The organism is Brevibacterium sp. SIMBA_078 (assembly GCF_046534565.1).
Lineage (GTDB): Bacteria > Actinomycetota > Actinomycetes > Actinomycetales > Brevibacteriaceae > Brevibacterium.
In genome coordinates, this window is record NZ_JAWRYQ010000144.1 from 1 (window position 1) to 290 (window position 290).

Annotated in this window: 1 protein-coding gene; it reads right to left on the reverse strand. The window is 39.3% G+C overall.

Translation table 11 applies throughout. The annotated features are described in order from the left end of the window. The coding region (locus tag SB749_RS19220; protein ID WP_410711710.1) for a hypothetical protein at nt 1-290 on the reverse strand (290 nt) is incomplete at both ends.

A 290-nucleotide genomic window follows, 5' to 3' on the forward strand; every position in this document is an offset into this window, starting at 1 on the left:
TGTGCAATATCAAATACACGCTTCAACGCTTTTTCGTAGTACTGTCTTTTACGATTAACCTTAGATAACATGCTAGACATACGGAATTTAATAGATAAACCGCTACTACCACTTGTTCCGCTGTCCCCACTTCCTAACGCAACCATCGGTATCTCAGTTAGTGTCATTAGCAATTCTAATTCTTTTTCTAAGGCAGCCATGCTTGATTGTAATTCACCATTCCAAGTAATGTACTGGGGTGTAATCTCGTTTTTATCCAATACCTCAAATACCTTGTCCACCCCTACTCT